The following is a 24,190-nucleotide window of genomic DNA, read 5'->3' as shown; positions in this document are numbered from 1 at the left end:
CCACAATGTTGGTTAACTCATATCTTGCACCACCGTTTCCCAATCGAAAATAATAGGCTGAAAAGCTTATTGTTACGTAGGGTGGGCACCGCCCACCACCCCTTTATTGAGAAGGTGCAAGATGTCAGTTAATTTATTTGTTGGAAATCCCTTAATTTCTGGAGATGTCTAATACATCAAGAAAATCCCCGGTAATTCGTCTAATTGCCGGGGAGCCTTGATAACAAGGTCGTTAACCTTAAAGCAGTTGTTTCCATTAATTCGGCTTCTAATGAAGCCAGCCAGTTCAAAGAGTCATTTCAGGTGATTTTCTCTTTAAAATTGACTGTAGATTAGCCTAACTGAGTCAGTATTCCTTTAAACAGGTCTAGTTGATATTGACAATTTCGTTAATTTGTGGATGGAGGTTCTACAGCTTTATTGGGAATTCGTAAGACACAGCAAGTACCGAAGATGTTCGGGAATCTCTTCAAAATGTTCTAGTAAGAAATCCATTAATGCTAGATGGCGCAAATCATTATTAGTGGGGTATCGTCTGTAACGACCTCGTTTAAACCAACCTCTTACTGTAGAATCCGAACGGGAGCAAATAAGGGCGATTTGTTCGTAGCTGACAGCCCATTTCGCATAAAATTGTGCTGGTGTCATCCCGAATTCCCAGTGACCGTATAGTGAAATTAGGTGTAGTTCTTTAGCATTTAAAGGACGGGGATTAGACATTATCAAACCTCTTGTTTCGTTCCCATGCCCTGTGTGAAATGTATTTGTTAAAAAACCGGGGTTTTTAACGAAAATAAACCCTTTAAAACGAGTTCACTGCTAAAAACCCAGTTTTGAATACTAGGACAAGATTTAATGCGAATCCAAACCAGTTACCAAAATGGTTCGCTTCTCCAAATATTGCCAATAGAATCTTTTAGCCATAGAAGCAGAAGAACCCCAGGTGCCGCTATCTTTGTGTTTGTACCTATGAGTTCTTAAACTTCTGTAAATGGGTCCTGATTCTGCTAAAATTTGGAAAGCTTTGTCGTATTGCTTGCGGTCTTTATTAGATAGAGCGTCAAGCTGTTTTTGAGCTTTTGCCGTAAGTGTAAGATGGAACACAACAAGCACAAAGGTAAAAGATAAAACCAAAGACGCAACAAATCTTTTAACTTTTGGCTAGTAAAATGGGAGGGGAACGCACTTTCTCAAAAGCGCTCATTAGAGTATTCTTAATTAAGTGGAAACTTTACTAAAAATTGAAAATTAAACGATAAACGCTGCGTCATCCACTACAAACTTAGGTTGTGTGCCTAGCACCACTACCTTACAACGACAGTGCGCGGATAAGGGATAAAACCGAATTTGGTCTTCCCGTTTATTCAGGAGTTTGAGTAGGCGTTTGGAGAGGTTTTCGTACTGTTTTTCATCCAAAACGCATTCAAAAACTGACTGTTGTACGCGCAATCCGTAAGCTTGGAGTAATCGGGCAATTTTTTGGCGGCGGCGATCGCTTATAATGTCATAGCAAATCAGGTAAAACATTACCGTTTCACCATTTCTAACAGTCTCTTTTCTCGGACGCCCGTGTTCGTAAAGTTGGACTGTGCAAGCTTGAGTTTTACCAACAATGGACGATAAAAGTCAATATCACCCAACAAGCAAGCAATATATTCTTGCACTTGCCATTCCAAACACTGGCGGTAGCTAACTTCTCCAACCAGGGGATGCACGACTAAAGTTTTGAGCTTTTCTTCCCAATGGTGGAGAAAAATCTTCAACAAATTACAGTCAAACTGCGTGTTTCTCTGCTTGCCTGGTAGCGTATAATTATCCAAAGTCATAGTACGCTTCTTCAGCAAATTGACCACTAAATCATCTACCAATGGTGCGCGAAACTCAGCCATCAAATCACAAGCGAGAGGCGAGTGATGGTAAGCTTCTTGGTGAAGACTTGCCCAATTTGGATGCAGCCCCGAAGATTTGAGAAGAGTATGAATATGCTGGTGGAGTAAGGTATAACCCAAATTTAACAAGATGTTAACGACATCAGAAGGTGTGCGGCTGTATCTCTGTTTAAATTTAAATTTCTGAGGAAGGAAGGAACTCAATGCAGGGTAATAAAAGCTAGCTGCACTGGTTTCATATTCCCGCAGTTCTTCAAGAGAATTTGCCATTGGTAAATCCTCGATTAACAGGGCTAGAAAATTTTGTGCTGTCTGTATCCTTGACAAGCACACGTGATGGGTGAAATGTTGCAAAAGTAGCAGTTGGTTGTGTAATTGCGCTCCCATGCAGCTTTGGGCAGTGTTTATGATAAATTCAGTATCTTGGGAACGTTTAACTTGTTTGGCTAAATATTTTGGTTGATGTGGTGAATCATTTTCTAAACGTCCTAAATACTCTCCATGTTGACTGAGAAATAGAACTGAAATATGATGATATAGTAAAAGTTTGATTGTTTTGGATGATAGGTGATTTTGTCCAAACAAGATGATTTGACTTACATGAGGAATGGGAAGTGAAATGGATAGTTGTTGTTGATGGAAGACTTTTACGTGATTGTCTTGTATCTTCAACAACGTCCCAGCTTCTGTAATATAAATTGTAGACATCTGATTTACCTACATCAATGATGGAAATCGATTGGGCAATGTTTGAACTTAAGTTTTTTCTTTTGCCTTAATTCCATCTTCGCAAGGGCGTATATGAGTATGTATATGAGTATTGAAGCGTCGTATATGACTTTGGATATGACTTTGATTTTTTTCTCATATATAGTTGGGGCAATGCTCCTACCGTCATCAATTTCAAGACGGTTGTAAGCAAGTCAGTGCAGTATGTAAGCAAAACGATTCATTCAAATCCTTACTTGATAAGACTTTCAAAATATTATTTTTTAAAATTTATAAAAATAAAAAACCCGGCTTATCTATTGATTGGAGCCAGGTTTTATTTACTTCATTAATTCAACTTCCGAAGAAGTTTAAAGCTATCAAAAACTGTTTTAGTCTGAGATCTAACGCTTAGAGTTTCCATTAATTCAACTTCCGAAGATTACCCATTACCCATTACCCATTACTTATAACCAGATTAGCAAACACAGTTAATCTCGTTAATCCCTATAAATGGAATTTTTTATTAAATTTTTCTCAGTAATTTAATTTTAATTTTGACAAGTAAATAAATATTAATTAAAGCTAAAAATTAAACTTTTGTGACTAAAACTAAAGGTAAATTAAATTCTTAACTACTACTTTTTACATATACCAAATGGCAGAAAGCGCGATTGTAAAGATATTGATTATCAAAGCTATTTGATTGTAATATTCTACTTATCCTAGCTCCCAAGGAACTTGCCTGCCTAAAGATCGTTAGTTAGGTTGCAAAACCAAAGGTCGTGATGAGTGAGATAAAACCAGGTTTCAATAATCGCAGATAGGGTGGGTAAAACTTGCTATTCACCGAAAAAATGATGCTTTTATGTAGTTATTGCCCGGTTTGGCATAGGAAAAGCAGCAAGCGGTTATGTTAAGAAATACAAATTGAGCATGGGAGTAAATAGGTAATTTTCAAAGCATACATAACTGGGATCGTTAATTTCTTTATTGGGCTCATCTTTAAAGATTTGATTTATATATCTAAAGTTGGATAGTACATAACTTAAAAATAAGGATAATAAACAAATATAGATGAGTATGAACACTTAGTTTATGTTAACTTAAGCGATGGATTATATCGCTTTTTGAATTTCTGTAAATCTCTAAGATTTATCAGTTTTAATCTGCGTTTTTTTCAAAATTAATGAAATTTAGAGGTTTTTAAAATGCAACTGGTACAGAAAATAGTACAAAAAATTCGCTGTCCAAACTGTGGCAGCGAAGGAGAAAGGCACTATATCTCTCACAATCAACAAACTCAGACCCAGTGCCCAATGTGTGACTACTTATTAATCAGTTGTATGCGTACCGGCAGAGTTATTGAAGCCTATGCCCCCGGTATTCATGAACGGCGTTAATTAAGCCCTACTTTTTACTCGATCGCAACTGTCCGCAAGCAGCATCCGCTTCCAAGCCACGGGAGTAACGAACACTCACAGCAATTCGTTGCTGCTTGAGGACTTTTACAAACCCTTGAATGCGATTTTCATTGGGGCGTTTGTAATCCGCTTCTTGAATGGGATTGTAAGGAATTAAATTGACATGGCTTTGGAATCCCCGCAGGTGATGTGCTAGTTCCATTGCGTGTTCTGGCAAGTCATTCACTCCAGCAAGGAGGATGTATTCAAAGGTGACACGCCGCCCGGTGATTTTTACATATTCCCGACATTCTGCCAGCAAATCATCTATGGTGTAAGAGTGAGCGCTGGGAATAAGTTGTTCCCTTAGTTTTTGGTTGGGGGCGTGAAGGCTCACGGCAAGAGTCACTTGCAACTTGTGCAGGGCAAACTGGTGGATGCGCGAGCGAATGCCAACCGTTGAGACTGTTAGGTTACGCTGTCCAATGCCCACATCTTGATTCAGGGATTTGACGGCTCCTATAACATTATCGGTATTGAGCAGGGGTTCGCCCATGCCCATAAATACTACATGGCTGACCCTTTGCTGGAAATCTTCCTGAACTGTCAGAATCTGGTCTACAATTTCGTGACGTGCCAAATTGCGCTTGTAGCCTCCTTTACCAGTAGCGCAGAAATCACAAGCCATTGGGCAACCTACTTGACTGGAAACACAAACAGTCAAGCGGTTTTCTGTAGGGATACCTACACATTCTATAATTTGACCATCTGCGAGTTTTAAAAGATACTTTACTGTGCCATCGGGGGCAACAGAGCGGTAGTGTATTGTTGAACGTCCGATGGGAGTTTCTGCAACTTCCCCACGCCATTGCTTGGGAAAGACGGAAATGTCAGATAGCGATCGCGCCCCTTTATGATAGAGCCAATCGTGGAGTTGCTTTCCCCTATATGCTGGTTGTCCCTGCTGCTGCACCCAAGCAGTTAATTCCTCCAGACTTGCTCCGACAAGAGGGGGAATCGGGATAGAGGGTTGTTGTGGAGTAGTATCTGTGGCGGAGGAAACTACAGAGACAGACTGAGCAGACATAATAATTACGAATACGCCTTTAAAACTCTATGGTAGGCGATCGCTGCTGATATTGTTTGAGAGGACTATATTCGGTTTTCCCAATTCCTGGAGCGTGGGAACATCACTAGTACAAGTCGGTGTAAAGGCGGCTCACAAATGTAAATCGCTCCAAAGTTTACAGTGTAAGCCTTTTAATTTCATCCTTTATCCTTCATACTGAGCGCCTTTCTGTACTAGAGTAAGCGCCATCTTCCCACAAACTCATTTGGCAAAAGAACTGTTAAGATTTTTTGGGAATTATAATCTTTTTATAAAGATACTATTTTTATAAAGATTTAGTGAAAATAGTACTCAAATTCGGGAGCGTTAATTTCCGTAGGCTTCTCATTTACTAACTCAGTTAAATTAGTTTATAAAATTACAAGGTTAGTCAAGGCAACAGTTAATAAAAGTAACGGTTGAGCAAAGGACTAAGCGACCATACATCTTGATAGAGAAGTGCAATTGGTTTATTAACATGACCGAGGTTGAACTCGACAGTTAACAGGAAAAATCTCCGTATAACCTGTCTATTAAGTTGACCCTTCTAATTAAACAGTCATCAGGGAAGAAAAAATGAATCAACCTTTAGTTCTTCAAGAAGCCGCAATTCTCATAGTTAAAGAAAATAACTCCGCTAACCTTAGCGAAAATTTCCTCAAACAAGTTACGTTCTCTCAAAACAGTGGCGGTTGGCTTATCTCGACATCAAGACCAACCGTTTTTCTCAATTAACTTTCTCTAAACCTGATGAAGAAAATTCATGAACCTAATTAGGAAAATTGAATAATTCTTGAAATATTTTTCTACCTTTGTACTAGGGAGAATCAATTCTTCTAAAAATAAATGCGGTTCTAACTAATTCTTCAGTACCAACAACAACCCGATTACCAGAAATAGCAACTTTGTGTCCATACCTTGCAAATCTCTGATAATCACGGGGTTCGAGCTTGAGTGACTCTGACCAGCTGCCTGTCCTGCTGTCACGCACAAATACGTAAGCTCCTGTGTTATCCCAAGTAAACCGCAAGATTGCCATAATAGCTCTTCTATCAATACCAACAACAATGGTATTGCCATCAATTGCGACGTTGCCGCCAAAGGCATAAGTAAAAAAAGGCGAGTTTGCTTTACTATCAGGAAAAAGCTGACCCTCTTCAAGCCAAACTGCAGTTTTGTGAAACAGGTTAAAGGTAAGAATGGCGACTTCTACAACAAGTATGGCTATTGCTGCTATGAGGTAAAAATGTTCGTTCAACATGAGTGTGAATAATCTCTGAGAACCTCATAGACTGCATTGTATGCGATCGCCCTTTCAGGTGAGCGCATATCGGAGGGAAAAGCACTGCCGCTAGGGCGATATAGCGCTTACCAGTCTGGTGAGTTTGTGATAAGATTTAGTCGCGAACCTAACAAGAGATAATATTACAAGTTTATATTTGTACGGGCAATTATCAAATCCTACAAATCTTGTAGATAGTAGTTTGATTTGACCGGAAAATGCTTTTACTGAAGAACCATGTAAATTGCCACAAATACAATGATAAACCGTACCTTTCTTTTACCTGGTTTCCTTTCCATCGGAATACTATTAACCGTTATAACCGCCTACTTTAGCTTAAATTATTCCGGATTTTGTTTTGCCAAAATGCGTTATCTAAGCGATAAAGAGAAGTTCCAATCCGTTTTCGATTTTCAAAATAATCGAAACAAAATCTTTGCAACAATTCCCGGAAAGAAAGAACAATTCTATGACTACATTAAGTATAAAAACTTTGATGAATATATTAAAGAAAATCCAGACTGCTGCTCTATAAATTCTGGTGGGGCTTACGATCTTCCACGACCTCACTATTTAGATCGTATATTTGGATTTGATTCTGGCGATGCCATAGTTATTAACTTCAAAGCGCGTTATTTAGATGAAAACGGCAAGCAAAGATTAAAAGAATATCAAGTAGCACACGTTGTCCAAAACTGTGGAAAAGTCAAGTGGTAATTTTAGCTACTAACAAAATAGAATTCAAGAGTCAAGAACCAAAATTCAATTAGAGAATTCTGTGTGACTGGCAGATGAGAAAATAGGTTTAAGTTATCCATTAAATTTAGATTTAAGTGTTCTTCGATTAGTAGTGTGTTTAAATCACACACTAATTAATTATAAATTCTGCATTCTTCTTGAAAGAACTCAAAAACATCGGAGAGAAATAATGACACAGTTAAACAGAAATGATATTACAAATTTGTACTTGTACGGGCAATTATCAACTCCTAGCAATCTTATAGATGCTAATTTAATTCGACCTAAAGATGCTATTAGTGACGTTCCTGTAGATGTAAATGATTTTATGAAGACAGGTGCTGGTAGATTCGCTGTCGGAAGCCAATTCGAGCTTGTACAGAGATTTTTCGCACTGCCACAGCATGTTCCACCTGGAACCTATACAAAACTTCAAGTTAAGGATTTTTTCGGACTTGCCTTTGTAGAGCGTTCCATTGCTTGGGATATGCAACAATTCAATTATGATGATGGAGTTAATGATTATCTAGATCGAGTTTGGGTATATAACTCGATGGCATTTCAGATTTCCGATGATGCAGTATTTATTGTTGAAGAGAATGGAGAAAAACGGATAGAAAATTTTGCCGTTTATCCTCGGAAGAATGTTCCAGAAAATTTTGACTTTGAAACAGGCAATCCTCTTACAATTGTTGCTAATGCTGCTGTATTACCGAGGGTAGATCCTTCGGGTATTGGTCGAAAAGTAAATATTCAATTTAGTGATTCTAGTTCAGTTCCTAGAACTATATACACTAAAGAGTCTTTTTTCAATGATTTCCACAGAAGCCAATCTTGGTACGTTAACACAGTAGTAGCAACAAACAGATTAATATCAAGCCGTGGTGAATTTGTTAATGGACTATTCAATGACGGTGTTACAAAATTTCTTGATGGGAATAAACCGATTATCTATGGAACAGTAGAAGATGATTTGTACTTTTCTGCTGCTTATGTATCTAAATTTAGTTATCCAACTCTATATAATTATAAAAAGAATGGTCTTGTTATGATTGGTGGAGGAGGATCGGACACCATTGTCGGACACGTCAATAACGATAAACTACTTGGTGGACAAGGAAAAGATATCCTTAGAGGTAATGGTGGTGCAGATACTCTAGAAGGAGGTTTAGGTAACGATACTCTTGATGGAGGAGATGGAAATCGAGATGTTGCTGTTTTCTCCGATAAATTTGAAAACTATAAATATTCCATCTCTGACAGTGGGATTTTCGGTCTTGGAGGAAAAATCATAACCTTTGCTCATAATAGAGGAACTCAGGCTGATGGTACAGATACACTGCAAAATATCGAGTTCGCCCGATTCAGCGATCGCACTGTTCCCCTACCGTTAAAAGATGGACCAAAAAACACCACAAAGTCAGACATTTACGATAATAACGGGCAGTTATTTGCATCCGCTTCGTTAACCTTGCCAACTTTTATGTTTGATGGTGACGCCGACTATACGTTAAACCTATCTTCAGCACAAGGTACGCAGTATAATTTCGCTTACATCATTGACGTATCAGGCAGTATGTCTGGTAATCCGCTTCAGCAAGCTAAAAATGCCTACATCAGTTTAACTAATTCATTAATTAGTAGTGGTATTGCAGATACCAGTCGTTTTGCGGTTATTGCTTTTAGCGACAGTGCTTCTTTAAACGGTCCAATAAGTCCAACACAAGCAATTTCAACAATTCAAGGATTAGGTGCAGGTGGTGGTACTGCCTTTAGTAACGCTCTGGATCGAGCTTATCAGTTTTTCTCAGGATTGCCCGAAGGCGGAACGAATGTTGTTTACTTTCTTTCCGATGGAGAAGCTGGCGATAGCTTTAGCTCCAATGCTTTGGCGCTTCAATCCATAGCTGATGTTCGAGCTTATGGCATTGGTGAGTATGTAAATCTCAGTCAGTTAAATATAGTCGATTCTGACGATGCGGTATTGCTATCTAATCCTTCCGATTTGTCATCTGAATTTAATAACTCAGGTTTTTCTGCCGACGATATTGCGAAAATTGACATTCTTGTAGATGGTATTGTAGTCGAAACTATCCAATCAGACCAATTAGTAGATAGCGCATTGGGTTTGAGCTTTAGTGGTTCTATAGAAAATTTAAGCGTAGCCCTTGATGCTCAAAATAAAGTCACGGCTGAAGTCTTTTTTACCAAAGGTACTCCATCTGCTAAGGTAGATTTTATAGTGGGAAGCGGCAACGAAACATATATTGCAAGTCTTGATGGAGGAAATCCTGCTGCCTTGGCTGTAAATTCTTTGGTAGCAAATACTTTCTTGGCTGATGTGAGTATTAATAGTTCTGCACAAAACTCTACCATTGCATCTGTTAATACCGATCCTTTTAGTAAGATCGCTGAAGGCACTTCTGGCAATGACCTGATTATCTTAGGAGCAATCGATTTAGGAGCAAATGCTGGTGCAGGTAACGATAAAGTAGTTGGTAATAATATAGATAACATCCTCAATGGAGGTGTTGGTAACGATTCTCTATTTGGTCATGATGGAGACGATCAAATAATTACTGGCGATGGCAGCGATTTAGTTGATGGTGGTGAGGGTGTTGATACTGTGATCTATGAAAATAGATTGTCAGTAGATAGTCATATTCAAAAAACAGGGAAAGTAATTACTATAGACAACAAAGACACCCTGCTCAACGTAGAATTTATTCAATTTTCTGATACGAGAATCAGTACCGAAAACCTAGTAGCTGTGCCTATTTTAAAAGGGTATGATGTTACTTTTGTTGAAGGTGATTCAGAGAATACGATTGCTCAGTTTAAGTTAGCTCTTTCATTTCCAGCACCAGTTGACATACAGTTTTCCTACAAAACTGTAGATGGAACAGCCCTAGCTGGCTCGGATTACATCGCCACATTGGGACAAGCTACCATTGCTGCTGGTAAGAGTATTGCGACGATTGAAGTTGAGTTAATTGGAGATACTGAATACGAGCCAGACAAAATATTTGCTTTGAGTCTGTCTGAGCTATCTGGAGCTACCTTTGAAAACAATGAGGTAGAGTACACTCTGATTGGCAACATAGAGAACGAAGATCTACTCAATACCCCACCTTCAACTATTGGTATAGATAATACTACAGTTACGGAAAATGCTCCCAATGCTAATATAGACATTTTTGCAGCTTTTGAAGACGCTGAAGAAAGCGATACCGCTCTTACCTATTCAATTGAAGGTAATACAAATAATGGGCTATTTGATAGTGTCACTATTGATGGAGTTACTGGAACTTTAACTCTAGACTACGCTGCCAACAGCCAAGGTATTGCCGACCTTACTATTCGCGCTACTGACAGCGAAGGTGAATTCGTTGATACCACTTTTTCTGTCTCAGTGATTACTGCTAGTAATAGCAAGGATATTCTTCTTGGTAGCAATGGCAATGATTATCTTGATGGAGGTAATGGTGAAGATGAAATATTTGGGTTAGGAGGGAGTGATACTCTCATCGGAGGCAGTGATAATGATTTATTGCAAAGCGGTGAAGGTAATGACATTCTTGATGGTGGCAGTGGTAATGACTTCCTTGATGGCGATGCAGGTAACGATACCCTGATTGGCGGTACTGGTGATGATACCTATATCCTTGATTCGCTCAATGATACTATTGTTGAGAACGCTTTGGAAGGCACTGATACAGTCGAAGCTAGCATTGATTTCTCGATAGCTGGATTGACCAATGTAGAAAATCTGATACTGACGAGTAATGCTGTCAATGGTACTGGTAACTCTCTCAACAACTTAATTGAGGGAAATGCATTTGACAACGTGTTAGATGGTGGTGCGGGTAACGATATTCTCAATGGCAATGAAGGAAACGATACCCTCAATGGTGGAGAAGGCAGTAACACCTTAATTGGTGGTGCGGGCAATGATTCCCTGTATGGTGGTGTAGACGATGACACATTAAATGGCGGTACTGGTGATGACAGAATGTTTGGTGGCAGTGGTAATGACACTTACATTGTTGATTCGCCTAATGACACCATTGTTGAAAATGTTGATGTTTTTGGTTTTGATACGGTCGAGGCTTCTGTTGACTTTTCAATAACTGGATTTGCCAACGTAGAATATTTGATACTGACGGGTAGTGCTGTTAGTGGTACTGGTAACTCCCAGCGCAATGGCATCTTAGGAAATGCACTGAATAACGTTCTGGATGGGGGAGAAGGCAATGACACCCTTATTGGAGATCTTGGCAATGATACCCTAATTGGTGGTGCTGGTAACGATTCCCTCAATGGCGGTACTGGTAATGACACCCTAATTAGCGGTGTAGGTAACGATTACCTGTATGGCGGTACAGACGATGACATATTGGATGGCGGTACTGGTAATGACAGAATGGAAGGTGGTACTGGTAATGACACTTACACCGTTGATTCGACTAACGATACCATCGTTGAGAATGTGTTGGAGGGTACTGATACAGTCGAGGCAGCTATTGACTTTTCAATAGCTGGGCTTACCAACGTAGAACATTTGACACTAACTGGTAATGCCATTAATGGTACTGGCAACTTCTTAAGCAATCGCATCATAGGCAACGTCTTAGATAACATCTTAACTGGTGGTAACGGCTACGATATTCTTGATGGAGGAGAAGGCAACGATACTCTGATTGGCGGTATTGGTGATGACACTTACATTGTTGATTCGCTTGGCGACACTATCGTTGAGAATGCGTCGGAGGGTTTTGACAAAATTCAGGCTTCTATTGACTACTCAATAGCTGGGCTTGCTAATGTAGAACATTTGACACTAACTGGTAATGCTGTTAGTGGTACTGGTAACTCCCTGAATAATCGGATTGTCGGAACCGCCTTTGACAACATTTTGACTGGTGATGCTGGCGATGACACTTTAGACGGCGGTACGGGCAATGATACCCTGGTTGGTGGGACAGGCGATGATATCTACGTTGTTGATTCGTCCAACGATACTATTGTTGAGAATGCGTCGTCAGGTACTGATAAGGTCGAAGCTGCCGTTGACTTTTCGATATTCTTGCTTACCAACGTAGAACATTTGACACTAACTGGTAATGCCATTAATGGTACTGGCAACTCTCTTAACAACCGACTCAGAGGAAACGCACTTAATAACATTTTGAATGGGGGAGAAGGCAACGATACTCTGTATGGTGGCGATCTGGGGAACGATACCCTCATTGGTGGTCACGGCAACGATATTCTGTATGGCGGCGATCCTGGGCTTGGGAATGATACCCTCATTGGTGGTAATGGTGACGATACTTATGACATTTACAGCATAGTAGACACAATCATCGAAGAGTTAAACGCCGGGACAGATAACGTTTGGTCATTTGTTAGCTGGACACTCGGAGAAAATCTAGAGAATTTAACGTTGTTTGGTTTCAACTCCATTAACGGCACAGGCAATCAGCTTGACAACACAATCACAGGTAATGCTGCTAACAATATATTGTCTGGTGGTACTGGTTATGACACCCTCAATGGAGATGCTGGAGAGGACACCCTTGTGGGAGGGGAAGACAGCGATACTCTAAATGGCGGTGATGGAAATGATACATTGGATGGCGGTGCTGACAACGATTATCTCTATGGCAATGCTGGAGATGACATACTCAACGGTGGGAGTGGCAACGATTATCTCTATGGTGACGCCGGCAATGATACCTTAATTGGTGAGAGTGGCAACGATCTTCTCAGTGGTGGCGCGGGTAACGATGTTCTCTCTGGTGGCGATGGAGATGATAGTTACTATGTTGACAGTGCTAGTGACAGCATTTTTGAAGCAGCGAATGCTGACACAGACACTGTCAATTCCTCAGTCAGTTGGACTCTGGGAGATAACTTGGAGAAATTGATCCTGACAGGAAATAACACCGTTAACGGTATCGGCAATGCCCTTAATAACACGATAACAGCCAACAATGTCAGTAACAACCTTTTCGGTCATGACGGTAATGACAACCTGACTGGAGGTGTTGGTAATGACTTGCTTGATGGCGGTACCGGAGAGGACACTTTGGTTGGTGGCTCGGGTAATGACACTCTCATTGGCAATTTCGGCAATGACTTATTCACAGGTAATGCTGGCGCTGATATCTTCGTTCTCAACAATTCAAACCAAGGAGTTGATAGCATTATCGACTTCTCGTCTATTGATGATACACTCCATGTTTCTGCTGCTGGTTTCGGTGGTGGCTTGACTGCTGGTGCTGCCATTACCGCAAGTCAAATCCTTATCGGTAGCGGTGCAGTAACAGCGACTAGCTCTAGTCAGCGATTTATTTATAACACTTCCACTGGCGCTCTCTTCTTTGATGGTGATGGCAACCAGACTGCATTTGTCACGTTACAGATAGCGACGTTATCCAATAAACCAACGATTGGCGCTAGTGACATTTTTGTCACCACTTGATGTAAAGCATCGAATGCGCTCGCCCGTCTCGGGGGGAAGGACACTCAGCTAAAACACGTTTAGTTTGCAAGAACAATTTTTTAAAGCTCTTTTGGGATGGGCGTCCCACCCGTCCTTAGAGTGCAATTTAAATGTGGAACAGCTTACCACTAGAGCGTCGATCCAGTAATCCTAAAAACCCGGTTTTTTTAAGTTTAAACAACGAAATCTCGGTCTTGTTAGGCGAAGAAACCGGGTTTTTTCGCCCTCATTGTCATTAATGGATCGGTGCTCTAGCGCGATCGCATCTTCAACTCCCGTCGCCTTGAAATTTACTCGCTCAATCAGTTTTCCAAAGCTCCCTATACTTCAGACCTGCTTCTTGATTGAGATGAGAGTCACTTAATGAAACAGGCACTTTTGCTGTCCTCTCAAAAGAAGTTTTTCAGTGTAAATTCTTCAGCTATAGCAGTCCTAAATGATACGTGAGAATGAATAAAGGCTAGAATGCTTATAAACTAAGGTTTTTATCTCAGTATTTTCTCATGAATGATTCTGGATGTATAGGCGATCGTTTGCTGGGTATTCTCATATCTATTGGTTTTTCTTAACAGCAGAGGAAACAGGTAATTGCAAATCCTGGTCGTAGACAAACTGATTCCGAATATTTATCTCCCGTTTGGGCAACGTATCGTTGGGGTTGAGTGAATCTTGAGGAGAAACCCTTAAGGTATAGACACCAACAGGAACTCCATCAAGGCGATAAAGACCAAATTCATCCGTTACACCAGACATAACTCGTGCGCCAGCACCATTGATAAGTTCGACTCGCACTTTTCCTATTGGTTGATTGGCAAGATCGGTAATACGTCCGGCTACACCAAATTCCGGTCTGACTGGAAAATCTAAACTCGTGACTGCAGAGGTAGCCACCTCGGCAACAGCAGAGGTTTTCATCACAGAAAGTTCTACTGGCAGTTCTTCTGGTTCAAGTTGAACAACATAAGTCCCTTCCGGCAGATTGCCCACAAAGAAGTTACCTTTAGAATCGGTTTTTGCCACACCAACTTCTTTATTACGCTTATCGTAGACTCGAACAATAGAATCACCTAAGTCAAAGCCTTGGTTTTCTCCTTCTATGACAAGTCGCCCAGCGATACCCCCGCGTTCCTTACCGATGCCAATAGAGTCAGCAGGGGCAATTCTTCCTCCTAGAAAAGACAAATCTGATACTAGGGATACCGTCAGGCGATCGTCACCAAATCCGCCGTAGCCTTTACTTCTAGAGGGAATACCTTGATAATCAACTCTTGCAAGGAGACCTGGAAGTACTCGCATACTAGCACCAACAAGCGGTCCTACTTCGCCATCACTGTAGGCTAGCCCTAAATTCCAACTGAGTTTGCTGAGGCTACTGGGTTGATGACCGATACTAACAGAGTAGCGAGGAGCCAAATCGCCTCCAAACTCAGTCCCGAAGGACATTCGATAATTATTGCTGAAGTCATAGCTCAAATCGGAAATATACGCATCGCCATAACTACTAAAAGACAACCTTGTTAAACGATTTGGTTGATAGAAGGCATTCAATAAATACCGCCCATCAATATCAGGTCTGCCGTTTAAAGATACATTAGACAAAGGTCGTGCATAAAAAGTAGGCAAAATGTAATCCGTCGAATCGTTACTGCCATCTTTACGGCTACGGGCAATAAACCCCAAGCTTAAATAATTACCGAAACGGTATTTAGCTTCCAGACTGTGGTTATAGCGCTCTGTAGTATTCTTATTTGTATATCCTTCTGGAAAGGACTGAGAATTGGCAGTAATGTCCAAACGATTTAGCTGGACATCTAAATCTGCGGAATAACCGATTTGTCCCTGAGAACTACCAACACTTGCAGATAAAATAACTGGATTTGCTAAACGCCAAATCAACCCTGCTTGAGTTTGAAGTGAATCAGGGACGGCTTGAACTGAACCTTCAAAAGTTAAATTATTTGAAAGCCCTTGTCGTAACTGATAAAACCCAACAAGTTCGTTATCATTGGAGGAAGTGGAATCGCCGAAGATATTTTGAGCTAAATTTCCGCTTATCCCCAAGCCAGCTAGCTGTACATTGCCTCCTGCTGGCAGTAATAAATCAGAAGCATTAATTCTAGCAGAACGAATTTCAAGAGGCACACGTAAATTATTGCGGTCAAAAATGACAATTTCAACTTCGCTGCTTTGAGAAACAGGTAAATTGACATCAAGAAATTCGTATTGTCCATTAAATCCTACTTGCTGTTGAGCAACAACAATTCCTCCTACTCTCAGTTGTACAAAACTTGCTGCAGGAGCTTGACCGCGAAATGTTTGTAAAGGTCTAGAACGTCTTGGCAAAATCTCATTTGCGCTATAACTCGAGTCAAATGTTTCAGGAGACAAATTGCTATAGCCTAGTTGAAATCCAGTCAGATCTAATCCATTAAGTAGGGGATGTAAACCAATTTGTTGCCGACCTAATTGATAGCGAAATTGACCACTACGTTTGTATATATAATACTCATTAATATCAGGATTATCCTCAAAGTTATTCTCCATACGCAAACGATAGGCAAATCCTAAAAATCTACCTCCTAGAGTGCTGGCGCTGCGGAAAGTTGTATCTCCATCACTGTGATAAATATTGAGGTCTTGCCGAAAATTTGAAATGAGGTTGCTAGGAGGTAGAAAGTCTGGTTTGAGGTCAGTTGCCGAGGCTTGATATTGCCTATTAGTTCCCCGCCAAGGTAATGTAGTTAGCAAAGTTAAGTCAGCAGTGTTTAACTCCAAACTGATTTTTAATTCTTTTTCCAGCTCGGTATTAGTAATGTAAGTAACACCGTTAATTTGCTTTAGGGAATCTGGTTGTAGCGTTACGACTCCCAATGGAGTCTTTAATTGTAAGGTGCTTTCGGCTGTTTCAACAGTGAATCCGGCAATTTCAGCAAATCTTTCTAAAGGAATTAGAAGAGTTTTGTCCTCTTGAAGGATATCCAAAGTACCAATTTCGCGACCATCAACAACCACCCCTACCAAAAAAGCTTCACCTGGTCGTCTTGCTAACTCAATACCACCGCTAATGGCACCATTTTCTGTGTTAGAACTATCAGCAGCATTACTTGTGCTTTCTTCTGAAGAAGACACTTGAGGAGTAGATGTTGGCTCGGATGCTGAACTAGCGATTTGCTGAGAATTTTGGGTATCGGTTTTAGCGGTATCACCAGGAGAATTTTTGAGGGAGACAGGTAGAGAAAGATTTATCAGTTCTTGTACGGCTGCTAAAATCGTCTCAAGGGTGTTTTTCTGAGATACCTGGTTTAAGGCGTTCGTCAGCTTCTGATTATCGGATTGCTGTCCGGAATTGCTGTTGGTGGTGTTTGCAGGACTAGGCGTGTTAAGGGGTGTAGAAACACTGGCTTGGTCTTCAAGTGTTGAACTTTCGGCTGCAGGTAAATTGTTTTTGTTTGAAGTGGGTGCGATCGCGACTGGTGAAAACCCTACTGCTGGCTTCTGTTTCCGAAGGTTTGCCTGCAAGTTAAGAATTGCAGATTTTTTCTTTTGGGAGGTGCAATTTACTGTTGTTTCTTCAGACTTAGCCGATATTTTCCTAATTAAATTATCAATCCGCTCTGATGTTTGAGGCTGCAATGATGTACAAACTAGGGGTTGTGCTGTTGCTGCTCTAGTCACACCACTGTCTTGAATTGAGGGTTTTGTTAGCTTAGTTATAGCCGGAATTTTTTCTGCGGATGGTTGTTCAGCCACCCTCTCAGGCGGTAAGGTAATGACTATTGGCGGAGGTATAGGTGGTAGAGCTAGGTAAAGCATAAGCACAAAAGTTCTAATATTCAGCACATATATAGGTAGTGAACTGCAGTTAATAAAAATTCATAACCTATGAAATTTTTCGGCAGCAAATTAACTCAGGAGTTTAGCCCAATCAACTCCTCCTGAAAAATAAAGATTTTTGCAACTGTAAAAGTTATTTTTTAGTAGTAGTTACAGGCTTAGCTGTAGGTTGGCCACTAGCGGATGAAGTTGGAATCGTAAAGGGAATACCTTGATCGATGGGAACTCCACTCAATTCACCGTTAATATCTAACACGTAATTACCAGGAGGTAATTTTTCGTTTATGGGCAACAATAATCGACGACGAGTACCAGCCAATACAGCAGGCAAGTCTATCTCCGCCGCGCTTAATACACTCTCTGGAAGTTTTGATGACGCGCTTCCTACATTAGTTATAGCTTTTGTTGCTGAGGCTCCAGGATATTTTGCAGCAGCCCAAATCGCATACTGACCCTTTACGCGTACATGGGCATTTCCCGAACTAGAAATATCAAATACAGCCGTTGCTTTATTAGGTTTAGTGTCTACAGTCAGAGAATTTAGCTTTCCAACTCTTTTTATTTCTCCTGAATAGCCATAGATAATCACACCCAAACGACCAACAGTCATCACAAACGGCGAGTCTTTATCTCCAGGTGGAACTTCTTCTAAATAAAGCACAGCGCGGTGTTCGCCAGGAGTCGGTTTAACTTTAGGACGAATTGCAAAGCGTACAGTCTGAGAACTACGGGGAGGAATCGTAAATCTAGAGGGGGTAAAGATAATCCATTGATCCAACGATTGCTCTGTAGATTGTGCTAATTCCAGTTGATTGTCTTCGTTAGTTTTCCAAGTCCGTATGTAAGCTTTTATTTCTACTGGTTGTGAAGACAGGTTTGTCACATTCAGTGATTGAGAGCGAGTTTTGTTATTGATTTCTACTTCAAAGCGGGGTGGACTGACGCCTACTTCCATCGCGGTGGTCATTGGCATCCCCAAGACTAATGCCCCAATTAAGCTTATTGCTATATTTCTCGTGGTTTTAAACATTGGTCTTTTTACTTCCTCACACAGCTAATAGAAAAAATATCAAAGCTTTATTGGCTTCAAATTAACTAATTGCATACTTTTACATACACGCGTCGTCTCGATCTTTCAGGCATACCGATAACATCCCGGTATAAGTATCTGCACTGGTCAAGTTTTCAAGATTAAGGAATACAAAGTTAACTTTTCCTTGCACTATCGCTGTATTAGTCATTGCATCTTGGGATATCAATTCAACAGTATCATCTTGAAATTGAACGTTAGCAAAAGGATTACCTTGAACTACTTGCCGAGGTATGACTTGATAATTTGCCTTAAGAGGTAACTGCAACTTGTTTAAAGGTACTCGCATTTTCCAGAGGAATTGGCGGGTAATACTTGGATTAAACTGAGGGAGTTCTAATAAACTTTGCAAATTATTGGCTGTTCCAGTTTGTTGACTATTAGGGAAAAATTCTGGAGACTTTAAGGTGAAAAATACTACTGTGTCGGGAGATATTTTATCGATTTCAGTAGGATCTTTAGGTTGTGGCATGTGTTGTGCCAAAGCTTGAAGCTGTGATATGCTAATTGTTAGTACAATTAAAGCAAAATATCTTATCATATTGCTTTGCCAGCTCGTTATTACTAAACTGACCTTTTGCAGATTGTGTTTGCCAAAATTTGACTGTCTAATGATATAGATTCTATTTTTGAGAGAAGGGATTGGAGACTTGTAGCTAGTAGCGCTAAAGCCTGCTTAAAAGTCCAATCCCGTAATTTCTGTCTACATTGTAAGGATTTAAAATCCTTTTTTTCCACAGTTCTTGCCTACTTACTGATATCTTTTACCTTGGAGTGGGAGAGAAAGGTGAGCGTTCCCCACTCCAGAAAATAATAAGCTTTTTAGCCTATGATTTTCTCAATATGACTGTGGTGTAAGATATTAGTTAATGCTAACAGGCATTGCACTTAGTCCAGAAATTATAACCTCTAAACATTGGTTAAAAAGTTGGTAGTGCTTCCACTGTTATAGTACCCCCCTTATACAGACCTGCTGTAAAAGTAGTGAAGTCAAATGTCAGGTTAGCACCTCCGATCAAAGGTCTGGATAAAGTAGGAACTGCTGGAGTGGCAGGCAGAACTGGAGTGGCGGCTGAGATCATTACTGTTCTAGTACCCCCGTCAAGAGTGAGCTTGGGTTGAGTCAGTTTAAGATTGATAGTAGGTACTTTACTAGCGTTAGACCAAACGGCGAATAATTCGCTAACTGTTTTTGGAACTGCCTTAGGATCGGGAAGACCAAGAGATGCAGGTGCCTCTGAGTTAATTTTTGTACTACCATCTGTTGTCTCTGTAATAGGATTGTAATCCTTGTCTGCAGCACCAAAATCTGCATTAGTAATTTGCAAACTAATATTCTTGAAAGTACGTAAGTAGAGTACTGGAGATACTGTAACTTCAACGCTTACATCTTGCTGAACTGCTTGAGCGGGCACCGCAAAAAGGGAACTGCTCAAAGCAGCAGTAGCAGCTAGAATTGCAACAATTTTGTTTTTCATAATCGAATTTGCTCCTCGCTGTAATTTTTGTCAATTTTGGAAGTTTGATTAACTCTCGTTTCCTTACGCATCCAAATAAATTGGATTTAAATAATGGCTGATTGATAGAAATTCCCTGGTAAGCCCGAGAGTAAACTGAATCATGAAATTAGAAGATTTTTTACAAGATGCCTACACCCCACCTCCTGGTTTAAAAACTAAAATTCTGTCATTACGTCTCGTTCAGGCATTTAAGAACAGTTTGCTCGGGTTAGCCATGTCCCTTTTCTTTTTCTCGAAAGCTGTGTCTTTGCTGTTCTATAACCCCTAATATTTCTCTATCATTGAAGCGATAAAATACAGCAGGTATCGCCAAAATGCACGAGACAATGTAGAAAATTTTTTGATGATTCTAGAAAAATGCTAGTAACACTACTAAAAGCACTATTGAATTTAGGATTCTCTTTCTTTAAAGGATTGTTATCTGGATAGAAAAACCCTAAAAAAATTGCCATAGTAGTTCACTCACTCCTGGTAAAATGCATCTTTGTAGATCGTCATTATTATTTATAAACTTGTAGGTTCAGACAATTTGTCGATCGCTACATACTCAGTTCAAGAATCGACTCAGAGTTCTTTGTCTTTTTCTTGATTTCTGTTTTTCAGGTTACCCAGGGAGTGACAAAAACATATCATGATTCAAACAAGAATTTTGATGGGGTTTTTGGCTGTTGTTAAAACACTCTCCAAGCAACTTTACAAGAAGACTTTAACCTCTGAAACTCATAGAACACTTCAGTAAGAATATGGAATTCTGCGGAGCCCAGTGCCGAAATAATTAAGTAATGGCACTTAAGTGATGAATGATTAAGTTTTACTATGAGAAGTAGGGAACATTAGATTTCTTCCATGATGCCAGTTAGTGGTTAGTCGTTACTTGTTAGTAGTGGAAAAAGACTTAATATTTATTCATATTGTTGAGTTTTATTTTCACCAAAATCCTGAATTTCTAGCCACTATCTACTAATAACCCTTCTACTTTTATGTTTCAAATTACTCGTCGCCGTCTAGCCCTCTGGTACACTGCTGTCACAGCTTTACTGCTGCTGCTGTTTGCAAGTGGAGTGTATTTGTACGTCCGCAATACCTTAATTGAGCGGATGGACGATACCCTAAATCACGTAGTGGAAGTTGTAGAGCGATCGCTCGTCATTGAACCGCTCAACTCAGACTCAGGTCAACTCCGCGTTAACATAGAAGCCAGTTTTCGGAACAACGCCGACACTGTAGAAGACGATCGCATTGACCTAGAGTGGTTTAGTCCTACAGGTGAACTGCTGTGGTCTACTTTATCCCAACCCCTAAATATTCCACTACACCCAAATATGACGGGTGAGACTGTCAAAGTTATTAGAAATGAAGACAAGGGGACAAGGGGACAAGGGGACAAGGAAGACTTGGGGGACAAGGTAGCAATTGCTCCCCCCTCTCCCCCCTCTCCCCCACTCCCCCTCCCCCACTCTAAAGACTTATCATTAAGGCAGATGGGGAGATGGGGAGATGGGGAGATGGGGGGCGGGTTTTCCGGTTTTTGCACAGATCGTTTAATAATAACTAATTAACCGAACTTAATATCAAAGATTATGGGTCAATACGGTTGTGTTGGTTTTGGTTGCTCAACTCAACCTACGTGGATGGTGTTGGGTTTTGTTGGTGGATGGTGTTGGGTTTCGTTCCTCAAACGCCACATCGCTCAACGGGGGAAACCCCCGCACGCGAGTGGCTCCCCAACCTACGGTACTGTATTGGATTATGGGTGGGAACTGTAGTTCACATTTCTCTTCAAGCGGGAAGTATCGTAGGGTTGTTTATTTATTTGAACCATATTGGTTAGTAACTGTACTAAACTGAGATCCAACGGTGCTTGAGCGATCGCTTTTGCATAGGATGCACTTAAATAGGATTGGTATTCTGGTTGATTAGCAACATAGGTTTTTGCAAAAGCAACACTGAATACCTTTAGGTAACGCTTGGCTAAGGCTGGTTCTGGACTTTTCAACTCTGGTGGAAGAAGGGGTAAACCACTCTTAGACACTGCTTCGTTTAGCACGGAAAAGTGGGTGCCCCTTTCGACTAAGACTAAATATTTATGCAGATTTGTCAACTGCATGAAGGGGACAACTTGTTCTGGTACTGCTGGTGTAAAAATGTCTTTTTTACCTGCAATTAGCATCACGGGGACTTGAATTTGGCGCAAACCCGTTGAACCCACGACACCACTAATGACGGGATTAATGGCAATGACTGCTTTAACCCTATTGTCCTGTAAATTGTAGGTTGAAGATGGTAGTTCCGTGGCTTGGCACTGAACCAATAATGACAAATTGAGAAATATATTGCTAGGTTTAAGTTGAGTGCAATCTGCACGTAACTGTTCAAGATGGAGTGTTGCACCAGCCATAGCAAGAGCTGTATAACCACCCATAGACTGACCAATCACCCCTACCTGATTGAGATTTAGCCGACCTTGCCAACCTCGAACAAAAAGAGACCGAAGTTGAAGTTCATCCAGTAAGTACTTGACATCTAAAGGGCGATTGATGAATTCGGATGGTTGCGGTGGTTTTTCAAAGCCGGCAAAGAATTTCTGAAATCGCTGGGCGTTATCTGCATGCTCAAGCACAGCTACCGCAAAGCCATGCGATGCAAGGTGTTGAGCCAAATACGTAAAGGTATTGCGGTCTGAAGCCATACCATGAGAAATGACAATCACGGGTGCTGATTGCTTAGTTTTTTCTTGGCTTGAAGTTTCGGGCAGGTATAGGTCAGCAGGGAAAACGCGCTTCCGGCTACGGTCATGGAGGGATAGCGTTTGCTTTTGCCAGGTAAATGGTCCCAAAAGCGACAAATCTGGCGTTGAAGAAAAATCCACTTCCCTTGCAAAGCTCACCTCGGCATTTGACTGTTGTACAATTGCCTGGATGATAGCTTCTCTTTGCTTTAACAATTGTGCCATCTCTGCGGTCATTCGGAGACTGCGGTTGATATCAATGCGGATACTATGACTGGGAAAGTGACGTAACAGATTTAGTATTGTCAAGCCTTGCCTATCGCCAGCTGCTAAAATGCAAGCGGCTCTAAGTGCATAAAAGCCATTTTGACCGGATGGTGATTGCAAAATCTGTCCTAAAAGTTCTAAGGACTTTACTCCAACAGGCGAGTAAGTAAACTGAGCAACATTGGTAGGACTGACCTCTACGCGTCTGAGTAAAATATCTCGCAGTACAGCCCGTTTTTCCGGATTGACACGCTTAATGTAAAAGGCAAATTCATTCGTTATTTTGCCTTCCCTGGCGTATAACTCCAAATGCTCAATTGGAAGAGAAAACTGCAAGGCACCACTTACGAAAGAAATCTTTTCTGCACTAAAGGCTGGAACCTCTGCCACCGCTGTAGCAACCAGGCAAGACCCCAAGCAAGCCAGTACTATATTCATCTTCATTGATTGTCTACTCACTATGTAGAATTTCTGGCGCAATCAAGAAGCACGCTGAGCAAACGACGATTAACTTTAGACTCCGCTCACGGTCATTCAGGTTTCTGTTTAGAAAGAATGGCAACAATGTCTTTATGCCCACTTTTTTTAGCAAGCTCTAAGGGAGTGTATCCATCCTTACCTTTGATGTTTAACTTTGCACCTGCATTTACCAACAGCCTAACTCCTTCAATATTGTTTTGCCAAACGGCATCGTGTAAGGCAGTGTAGCCGTTATAAGGACCCTGAGCATCTATATCAATATCATGCTCAATTAAAATTTTCATCACCTCCGGATGTTTGAGATAGGCAGCAGCGTGGAGTGCAGTCGCTTTCATACTTGAGTCTAGCGCATGAATATCAGCACCAGAGTTAAGAAGTAGTTTCACCATTTCAGTTTGACCGTTAGCAGCACTGACGATTAAAAAGCTATTTCCACTGCTGTCTGTTTGATTAACATCTGCACCCTTTTCAATTAATTTTTTCACCAATTCAAGGTCGTTATTTTTTACGGCAGTAAATAGACTCGTACTCATATCTGTTGGATTTAGGATTGACTCATTGCAATTTTGTGAATTCTGCATTCTTTCATGAAGCGGACAGAAAAAAGACGTTTATTCCTTCAGTTACTCCTCAAT

At 40.7% G+C, this 24,190-nt stretch carries 18 protein-coding genes and 1 pseudogene; 7 read left to right on the top strand and 12 right to left on the bottom strand.

Translation table 11 applies throughout. The features are described from left to right. Positions 1-417: 417 nt before the first annotated feature. From ACYRY3_RS26965 to cas1, 4 genes are all read right to left on the bottom strand, one after another. Entirely contained in the window at positions 418-720 is a 303-nt protein-coding gene (locus ACYRY3_RS26965; RefSeq protein ID WP_460204697.1) for a hypothetical protein, read from the bottom strand. Between the two features lie 132 nt (positions 721-852). Further along, entirely contained in the window at positions 853-1,104 is a 252-nt protein-coding gene (locus ACYRY3_RS26960) for a hypothetical protein (RefSeq protein WP_460204696.1), read from the bottom strand. A 144-nt stretch (positions 1,105-1,248) separates the two neighbouring features. Next, the gene (gene cas2, locus ACYRY3_RS26955; protein WP_460204695.1) at positions 1,249-1,527 is read right to left on the bottom strand and encodes a CRISPR-associated endonuclease Cas2; all 279 of its coding nucleotides are present in this window, start codon (positions 1,525-1,527) and stop codon (positions 1,249-1,251) included. Further along, a complete protein-coding gene (cas1, locus tag ACYRY3_RS26950) occupies positions 1,527-2,597 on the bottom strand; it encodes a CRISPR-associated endonuclease Cas1 (RefSeq protein WP_460204694.1) in 1,071 nt (356 codons plus the stop codon). Before cas1 ends, cas2 begins: the two co-directional genes overlap by 1 nt. A gap of 1,211 nt (positions 2,598-3,808) precedes the next feature. On the opposite strand from cas1, the gene ACYRY3_RS26945 reads away from it, so the two are divergent. Beyond that, a complete protein-coding gene (locus ACYRY3_RS26945) occupies positions 3,809-4,000 on the top strand; it encodes a replication restart DNA helicase PriA (protein WP_460204693.1) in 192 nt (63 codons plus the stop codon). 7 nt (positions 4,001-4,007) lie between these two features. On the opposite strand, the gene rlmN is transcribed toward ACYRY3_RS26945, so the two are convergent. Beyond that, on the bottom strand, positions 4,008-5,087 hold the full coding sequence (rlmN, locus tag ACYRY3_RS26940; RefSeq protein WP_460204692.1) for a dual-specificity RNA methyltransferase RlmN: 1,080 nt from the start codon (positions 5,085-5,087) through the stop codon (positions 4,008-4,010). A 597-nt stretch (positions 5,088-5,684) separates the two neighbouring features. Between rlmN and ACYRY3_RS26935 the strand changes: the two genes are divergently transcribed. Further along, positions 5,685-5,843, top strand: coding sequence for a hypothetical protein (locus ACYRY3_RS26935; protein WP_460204691.1), 159 nt, complete (start codon positions 5,685-5,687; stop codon positions 5,841-5,843). 82 nt (positions 5,844-5,925) lie between these two features. On the opposite strand, the gene ACYRY3_RS26930 is transcribed toward ACYRY3_RS26935, so the two are convergent. Then, positions 5,926-6,369: a hypothetical protein gene (locus ACYRY3_RS26930; RefSeq protein ID WP_460204690.1), complete on the bottom strand. Its 444-nt coding sequence runs from the start codon at positions 6,367-6,369 to the stop codon at positions 5,926-5,928. 279 nt (positions 6,370-6,648) lie between these two features. On the opposite strand from ACYRY3_RS26930, the gene ACYRY3_RS26925 reads away from it, so the two are divergent. Both ACYRY3_RS26925 and ACYRY3_RS26920 read left to right on the top strand, forming a co-directional pair. Next, on the top strand, positions 6,649-7,107 hold the full coding sequence (locus tag ACYRY3_RS26925; RefSeq protein ID WP_460204689.1) for a hypothetical protein: 459 nt from the start codon (positions 6,649-6,651) through the stop codon (positions 7,105-7,107). A 211-nt stretch (positions 7,108-7,318) separates the two neighbouring features. Continuing rightward, entirely contained in the window at positions 7,319-13,615 is a 6,297-nt protein-coding gene (locus ACYRY3_RS26920) for a beta strand repeat-containing protein (protein ID WP_460204688.1), read from the top strand. A 573-nt stretch (positions 13,616-14,188) separates the two neighbouring features. Here ACYRY3_RS26920 and ACYRY3_RS26915 read toward each other — a convergent pair. The 4 genes from ACYRY3_RS26915 to ACYRY3_RS26900 form a co-directional block, all read right to left on the bottom strand. After that, positions 14,189-17,449: a carboxypeptidase regulatory-like domain-containing protein gene (locus tag ACYRY3_RS26915; RefSeq protein WP_460204687.1), complete on the bottom strand. Its 3,261-nt coding sequence runs from the start codon at positions 17,447-17,449 to the stop codon at positions 14,189-14,191. 154 nt (positions 17,450-17,603) lie between these two features. Further along, complete coding sequence (locus ACYRY3_RS26910; RefSeq protein WP_460204686.1) at positions 17,604-18,500, bottom strand: fimbrial biogenesis chaperone; 897 nt, start codon at positions 18,498-18,500, stop codon at positions 17,604-17,606. 79 nt (positions 18,501-18,579) lie between these two features. Beyond that, positions 18,580-19,101, bottom strand: coding sequence for a hypothetical protein (locus ACYRY3_RS26905; protein ID WP_460204685.1), 522 nt, complete (start codon positions 19,099-19,101; stop codon positions 18,580-18,582). Positions 19,102-19,480: 379 nt separating this feature from the next. Further along, complete coding sequence (locus ACYRY3_RS26900) at positions 19,481-20,038, bottom strand: hypothetical protein (RefSeq protein ID WP_460204684.1); 558 nt, start codon at positions 20,036-20,038, stop codon at positions 19,481-19,483. Positions 20,039-20,180: 142 nt separating this feature from the next. On the opposite strand from ACYRY3_RS26900, the gene ACYRY3_RS26895 reads away from it, so the two are divergent. The 3 genes and pseudogenes from ACYRY3_RS26895 (at position 20,181) to ACYRY3_RS26885 (ending at position 21,846) form a co-directional block, all read left to right on the top strand. Further along, positions 20,181-20,348, top strand: coding sequence for a hypothetical protein (locus ACYRY3_RS26895; protein WP_460204683.1), 168 nt, complete (start codon positions 20,181-20,183; stop codon positions 20,346-20,348). A gap of 712 nt (positions 20,349-21,060) precedes the next feature. After that, positions 21,061-21,450, top strand: a pseudogene (locus ACYRY3_RS26890) (sensor histidine kinase); the annotation flags it as partial. 210 nt (positions 21,451-21,660) lie between these two features. Continuing rightward, complete coding sequence (locus tag ACYRY3_RS26885; protein WP_460204682.1) at positions 21,661-21,846, top strand: hypothetical protein; 186 nt, start codon at positions 21,661-21,663, stop codon at positions 21,844-21,846. Here ACYRY3_RS26885 and ACYRY3_RS26880 read toward each other — a convergent pair. Then, positions 21,828-23,513 carry an alpha/beta hydrolase gene (locus ACYRY3_RS26880; protein WP_460204681.1) on the bottom strand — a complete coding sequence of 562 codons (1,686 nt, stop codon included), beginning with the start codon at positions 23,511-23,513 and terminating at the stop codon, positions 21,828-21,830. The genes ACYRY3_RS26885 and ACYRY3_RS26880 overlap by 19 nt on opposite strands. Before the next feature lie 92 nt (positions 23,514-23,605). Next, entirely contained in the window at positions 23,606-24,136 is a 531-nt protein-coding gene (locus ACYRY3_RS26875; protein ID WP_460204680.1) for an ankyrin repeat domain-containing protein, read from the bottom strand. Between the last annotated feature and the right edge of the window lie 54 nt (positions 24,137-24,190).

It is taken from the genome of Scytonema sp. NUACC21 (genome assembly GCF_054684315.1).
Note: the sequence above shows the minus strand (reverse complement) of the source record. Positions and strands in the feature narration are given on the sequence as shown.

Excerpts from the sequence above, each read along its gene's own strand:
- cas2 (WP_460204695.1), bottom strand. The coding sequence starts at position 1,527 with ATGTTTTACCTGATTTGCTATGACATTATAAGCGATCGCCGCCGCCAA.
- ACYRY3_RS26900 (WP_460204684.1), bottom strand. The coding sequence starts at position 20,038 with ATGAAAAACAAAATTGTTGCAATTCTAGCTGCTACTGCTGCTTTGAGC.
- ACYRY3_RS26910 (WP_460204686.1), bottom strand. The coding sequence starts at position 18,500 with ATGTTTAAAACCACGAGAAATATAGCAATAAGCTTAATTGGGGCATTA.
- ACYRY3_RS26930 (WP_460204690.1), bottom strand. The coding sequence starts at position 6,369 with ATGTTGAACGAACATTTTTACCTCATAGCAGCAATAGCCATACTTGTT.
- ACYRY3_RS26905 (WP_460204685.1), bottom strand. The coding sequence starts at position 19,101 with ATGATAAGATATTTTGCTTTAATTGTACTAACAATTAGCATATCACAG.
- ACYRY3_RS26935 (WP_460204691.1), top strand. The coding sequence starts at position 5,685 with ATGAATCAACCTTTAGTTCTTCAAGAAGCCGCAATTCTCATAGTTAAA.
- ACYRY3_RS26895 (WP_460204683.1), top strand. The coding sequence starts at position 20,181 with ATGAAATTAGAAGATTTTTTACAAGATGCCTACACCCCACCTCCTGGT.
- ACYRY3_RS26875 (WP_460204680.1), bottom strand. The coding sequence starts at position 24,136 with ATGCAGAATTCACAAAATTGCAATGAGTCAATCCTAAATCCAACAGAT.
- ACYRY3_RS26925 (WP_460204689.1), top strand. The coding sequence starts at position 6,649 with ATGATAAACCGTACCTTTCTTTTACCTGGTTTCCTTTCCATCGGAATA.
- cas1 (WP_460204694.1), bottom strand. The coding sequence starts at position 2,597 with ATGTCTACAATTTATATTACAGAAGCTGGGACGTTGTTGAAGATACAA.
- ACYRY3_RS26885 (WP_460204682.1), top strand. The coding sequence starts at position 21,661 with ATGGGTCAATACGGTTGTGTTGGTTTTGGTTGCTCAACTCAACCTACG.
- rlmN (WP_460204692.1), bottom strand. The coding sequence starts at position 5,087 with ATGTCTGCTCAGTCTGTCTCTGTAGTTTCCTCCGCCACAGATACTACT.
- ACYRY3_RS26915 (WP_460204687.1), bottom strand. The coding sequence starts at position 17,449 with ATGCTTTACCTAGCTCTACCACCTATACCTCCGCCAATAGTCATTACC.
- ACYRY3_RS26880 (WP_460204681.1), bottom strand. The coding sequence starts at position 23,513 with ATGAATATAGTACTGGCTTGCTTGGGGTCTTGCCTGGTTGCTACAGCG.
- ACYRY3_RS26945 (WP_460204693.1), top strand. The coding sequence starts at position 3,809 with ATGCAACTGGTACAGAAAATAGTACAAAAAATTCGCTGTCCAAACTGT.
- ACYRY3_RS26965 (WP_460204697.1), bottom strand. The coding sequence starts at position 720 with ATGTCTAATCCCCGTCCTTTAAATGCTAAAGAACTACACCTAATTTCA.
- ACYRY3_RS26920 (WP_460204688.1), top strand. The coding sequence starts at position 7,319 with ATGACACAGTTAAACAGAAATGATATTACAAATTTGTACTTGTACGGG.